This is a genomic window from Protofrankia sp. Cr1 (assembly GCF_963555865.1).
Taxonomy (GTDB): domain Bacteria; phylum Actinomycetota; class Actinomycetes; order Frankiales; family Frankiaceae; genus Protofrankia.
This window is the reverse complement of the sequence record NZ_CAUVXO010000348.1, coordinates 1-5,453: the sequence shown is the minus strand read 5'-3', so window position 1 is coordinate 5,453 and position 5,453 is coordinate 1. Positions and strand designations below refer to the sequence as shown.

At 68.6% G+C, this 5,453-nt stretch carries 2 protein-coding genes; one reads left to right on the top strand and one right to left on the bottom strand.

Annotated features, from left to right (window positions below; translation table 11 throughout):
• Positions 1-494: 494 nt before the first annotated feature.
• On the top strand, positions 495-2,960 hold the full coding sequence (locus tag U9980_RS20940; RefSeq protein ID WP_322769480.1) for a substrate-binding domain-containing protein: 2,466 nt from the start codon (positions 495-497) through the stop codon (positions 2,958-2,960).
• Positions 2,961-2,973: 13 nt separating this feature from the next.
• On the opposite strand, the gene U9980_RS20935 is transcribed toward U9980_RS20940, so the two are convergent.
• A complete protein-coding gene (locus U9980_RS20935) occupies positions 2,974-5,427 on the bottom strand; it encodes a serine/threonine-protein kinase (RefSeq protein WP_322769479.1) in 2,454 nt (817 codons plus the stop codon).
• Positions 5,428-5,453 lie beyond the last annotated feature (26 nt).

The window sequence follows — 5,453 nt, the reverse complement described above, 5'->3', positions numbered from 1 at the left end:
CCTGGTCGGGTCGAACCGTCCCAACGGGGTTCCCGCGGCGGCTACGACCGCCTCAACCGATTTCGGGTCGGACACCGGGCCTACCTCCGTCACGCCGTCGGGTTGCTGGATAAACCGTCCCCGCGACAAGCCCGGTGGGCAACCGCGCTGCCTGAAATATGCGCTGGCGGCACTGTATGGCGCTGGCGGCACTGTGTCGAAGGATTCCACCGACCAGTCCGGAAAATATTCTTCTGAAATATCCAAGTCTTGTATGTATATTACGGAAATAATAGCGTGTAAAAGCTGATGATGCCGTTGCGTAAACCGCGGTGATCGGTTATTCACCCCATCCCGGGCGTTCGGCGCAGCGCCGTTATGGGCATCCCACCGAGTGGCCCGGGGTGGCTGCGGGCTGCCGGAAATGATGATTGATGTCGGATGTGGATTCCGGACAGCCCGATCTCTGTACCAGCCCGATCTCTGTACCAGCCCGATGAGGAGGCGGCACGGACGTGGAGTACCAACTTGCCATCGATGTGGGGTCGGCATGGGTGACGGCCGCTCTCGCTGATGGCGGCCGTGTCAGAGTCGTTTCGTTCGGCGGAGCCGGGTCACGGCTGCCGGCCGTCCTCTACCTGGGAGCGGACGGGTCGACACTGTTCGGGCACGCGGCCCGTCGCCGGGCGCTGGCGGACCCGGCGCGCGCGGCGTCGGACCTCCCTCGTCGCCTGGGTGATCCAACGCCACTGCTCATCGGTGGCGCATCCCTGCCGGTGGCGTCCCTGCTCGCACGGTTGCTCAGTCATGTGGTCGCAGAGGTGGTCAGCCAGACCGGCGGCCCGCCGACGAGCATCACCGTGAGCCATCCGGCGAGCTGGTCGCCCTACAAGATCGATCTGTTGTCGGGCGCGCTCCACCAGATCTCCGTCGATGGCTCGCCCACCTTCGCGACCTGTCCCGCCCCGGTGGCGGCCGCTACCTACCGCCAGCACCTGTCGGCCCGGACCGGGGATCCGGTCGCCGTCTACGACCTGGGCGCCGGCTCGTTCGACACCGCCGTCGTGGGCCTGGACGCAGGCTCGGAGGAAGGCTCGGGCGACAGGCCGGACGGCGGCCGGTGGGTCCTGCGCGGCCACCCCGACGGGCTGGAGCACATGGGCGGTCGTGATCTGGACGAGGCCGTCCTCGGACACGTGATGAATGTCCTGGGCGACAGGGTGGCGGGGTTTCCGTGGACGGCTCCGCCGGAGATCACCACGATGCCGCGCACGGTGCCGCCGATCGACCCTGCTCTGCTGTCCGGATTCGCCCGGCTACGTGCCGAATGTACCGAGGCTCGGGAGACGTTGTCCGATGACACCGAGGCCGAGATCGGTGTTGTCCTGCCCTCGGTTGTCACCACGGTTCGGATAACCCGGGAAGAGTTCGACGCGCTCGCCCGGCCGGCTCTCACCGAGACTGTGGCCGCGCTGCGCCGCACGCTCCTGTCCGTGCCGGTAGACCCCTCCGACCTCGGCGCGGTCCTGCTGTGCGGCGGGTTGGTGCACACCCCACTCGTCCACGATCTGCTGGTGGCCGAGCTGGGCGCGGACGTGATGCTCGATGTGCGTCCGGCCGGGGAGATCGCGCTTGGCACGGCCCTGATCGCGGCGCACGAGGCATCGCCCGAGCTGGCATCCCCTGACGCGGTCGACCACGTCGATGGGCCTGTCAAGGGGCCTGCCGGCGATGACGGGCCTGCTGCCGACGAGGAGCGGACCGGCATACCTCCCACGGGCCTCATCGCCCCGCCACTGCCCACGAGCGTGCCGCCGGCCGATCGCTACCGGTCGCGTCCGGGTGCGGCAGGCACGGGGCAGGGCGAGGCGTCCGCGCACGAACCCGTAGCACCTGCCGGTCATGGATCTCGGCGGCTGACCGGTCCTGCGCGCAGGCACCCATGGGCATTTGCGGCTATGATCATCTGGATGATTCCGCTGATTGTCATCGCGGTCGTCCTGTTCGGTGGCGGGAGCTCCGGAGGCGGGGCCGAGGAGTACCACTACGCCTCGCCGTGGGTCTACCGGGCGCAGGAACAGGCCGAGAACCTCCCGCCGCCTGTGGTCGGGGACGTGCCCAACCCGGGCGCGAACGACGTCACCGTGGGTGGCTCGATCGAGGTGGCACCGGTCACGGAGACCGCTTACGCGCTGTTCCGCAGACAGCAGCGCGACGTCCAGGTGACAACCCGTGCGGTGAATACCGACGACGGCTTCGCCAAGTTGTGCCAAGGCCAGCTTGACATCAGCGGTGCGTCATTCCCCAAGGAACCCACCGCCGCGTGCGGGCAGGATCAGGTGAGTGCCTTCGAGGTCGCGCACGAGACGTTGCCGGTCGTGGTGGACAGGAGCAACACCTGGGCGCGCTGCCTCACCCTCGCGCAACTGCACGCAGTCTGGGGGAAGGAATCCACGATCAGTTCGTGGCGGCAGGTCGACCCGTCCTTCCCGGATGTTCCTCTGACACCGGCGGGTTTCAACCCCGGCTCGATCCCGAACGCCTTCTTCAACGCCGGAGTCAACAATGGCAGGGAGGAGGGCCGGACGGACTTCCGCAGCTATTCCGACGGCAACGCCATTGCCCAGGCAGTGGGGTCGACCAGGGGCGCGGTGGGGTATGTGGATTTCCCGACCCTGGCCGCAAACACCGACCGTGTCAGCGGAGTCCAGATCAACAATGGGTCGGGGTGCGTTGAGCCGACCCTGGAAAACGCCCGCGCCGGTCGGTATCTGCCGTTGTGCAAGCCGCTCTACATCTATGTCCGGTCGGCGGCATTGCGCCGTCCCGCGGTGGCAGCGTTCGTCAGGTTCTACTTGTCCAATCAAGCGGAGATCGCCGTGGCGGCCCACACCGTGCCTCGCGACGAGGCGGAGATCAAGGAATCGGTCGAGAAGGTGGACGAACTCACCAAGGGGGTCGGCCCGGTGCGGCCAGGTTGACATTCTCGGACAGCTACCCACAGGGCGGTCGGTAAGCCATGTCGGGAAGGAATCGGCTCCACTCCTGCGGGGTCAGCTGGTTGCCCGGGTCTGCGCATGCCGCAGTGGCGAGCCGGGTGGGGTCGAGCCGCAGGAGTCTGATCGTCGCGTCGTTGCCGGCCGTGGCCAACGTCTCGCCGCCGGCATCGAACGCCACCGTCTGCACGCCGCCAGCCGGTGCGCCGGTGAGGCGCGCAAGGACGGGGTCGCGGGGGCTGGTCACGTCGACCAGGCCGACCGTTGCGTCCAGGCTTGCCGTGGCGAGCCAGCCGCCACCGAACGCCACACCGGTCACCCAGTCGAGGTGATCGGTCAGCACCGCGTCGGGGGCCGGGCGAGCGGGGTCGGAGACATCCCACAGCCGTGCGGTGTGGTCGTCACCGCCAGTGGCGAGCAGATGTCCGTCCTGGTTGAAAGCGATCCCCTCCACGACCCCGTTGTGGCCGGTCATCGTCGCAAGTGAACGCGGGGCCTGACGGTCGCTGATGCCCCACAGCCGGGCCGTGCCATCGACCGAGGCGGTGGCCAGGATCCGCCCGTCCGGCGCGAACGCGACGCTCTGTACAGGGCCGAGATGGCCATAGAGGCTCGTCAGGAACATCGGGTGTCGCGGGTCGGAGACGTCCCACAGCCGCGCCGAGCGGTCATCGCTTGCGGTCGCGACGGTGCGGCCGTCCGGACTGAACGCCACGCCGTTCACCGGGTCGATATGGCCGGCCAGCGTGGACAGCGCAGCTGGCCGGTACGGGTCGGAGACATCGGTGAGGCGGCAGGTGCTGTCCGGGCCGGCAGTAGCCAGCAGACGTCCGTCCGGGCTGATCGCCATGCTGTTGGCCTGCCCTGTTCGCTCGCTGAGCGTAGCCGCAGGCATCACCGGGGCGTGACTGGTGGCATCGAAGAGGGCAACAATACCGTCGGAGCCAGGACCCGGGCCGGAGCCCGCGAGCAGCCGGCCGTCCGAGCTGAGCGCGATTGCCCTGACGGACTTCGTGGGCATGGCAACGGGGGTGGCCGACGGCCAGACGAAAGATGTGATCATTGCGAGCCGGGCCTCGGGCGTGGGGGACAGTTTCCAGGCAGCGAGGCTGAGCCGGGCGGCCAGTGCCGGGTCTTTCGCACGCTGCGTGTCCGCCGCTGTGGTGAGCCGGCGGGAAGCGTCCTGGGACCTGCCGGGGGAGGACCGCGATGTCAGCACCGTGGCGAGGGTTCCCGCTACCAGGATGCACGCGAACAATCCGGCGAGAATCGCCCGCCTGCCGACAGCCCACCGCCACCACCGCGCGGGCAACGACGGCCGGGAAGGCCACCCATTCGGTGTCGGTGTCGGTGTCGTCGGAGGCGTCGGCGTCTGGGGTGTCTGGGGTCTCTGGGGTGCCTGAGGTCTCGGGGGTGTCGGAGGCGCAGACGCGGGGCTGGGCGCCGGTATGCGCGCCGGAGCCTGTGATCGGGCTTGGCCCTGTGATCGGGACGGCGTCGGTGGGTTCGCGGCCGCTGGCGCGGGGAACGACGCAATCGGCGTGACGCCCGGCTGGTGCGGTCGCCGTTCCGCTGGGGACGCGTGCGGCGGGGACGCTGGTTCGGTCAAGACGGTTTCGGCCATCGATGGATCACCGAGGAGACGCACGAGCAGGTTCTGGGCGCTGGGCCGCTCGGCCGGGTTCTTGCCCATGGCTTCTTCGACAAGCAGACTCAGCTCGTCATCCAGGCCATCGAGGCATGGCTGGGTGTGCACGGCCCGGTACAGCAAGGCGTCGGTCGGCCCCTGCCCGAACGGAAGGCGGCCGGTGCCCGCATAGAGGACGACGCCGCCCCAGGCGAAGACGTCCACCGCTGGGGTGATCTCGTCTCCGACGATCTGTTCTGGCGCCATGAAGCCAGGGGTTCCGATCCGCTGCTTGTCGCCGCTGATTGTGGTGAGCGCCGTTGTGCGCGCCATCCCAAAGTCGATCACCTTGGGTCCCATGGCGGAAACAAGCACATTGGACGGCGTGAGGTCACCATGAGTTACGCCAGCGTTGTGAATGGCGGTCAGCGCGGTCGCGACATTCACGGCGAGCAGTTCGAGGTCTGTCGAGCGTAGCGGGCCCTGCTCCGAGACCGTCACGGACAGCGTCAGCCCTTCGACGTATTCAGTGACCAGGTAGGGCTGGTCGGCATCGGGGTCGGCGTCGAGGACAGCGGCTGTGCAGAACCGCGCGACCCGGCGGGCGTTCACCGCCTCCCGCCGGAATCGCTCCCGGAACTCCGGTGCACGGGCGAAGTCGGGCCGGATCATCTTGACGGCGACCAACGGGCCGTCCGGGCGTCGTCCGAGGTACACCGTGCCCATCCCGCCCTGGCCGAGCCGGCCATGCAGGTGGTAGGGCCCGAGCCTGCGTGGGTCACCGGTGTGCAGCGGCGATGCGGACCGGGGTGCCGCATCCGCCACTGTCTCCACCCACCCCTATCGGATTT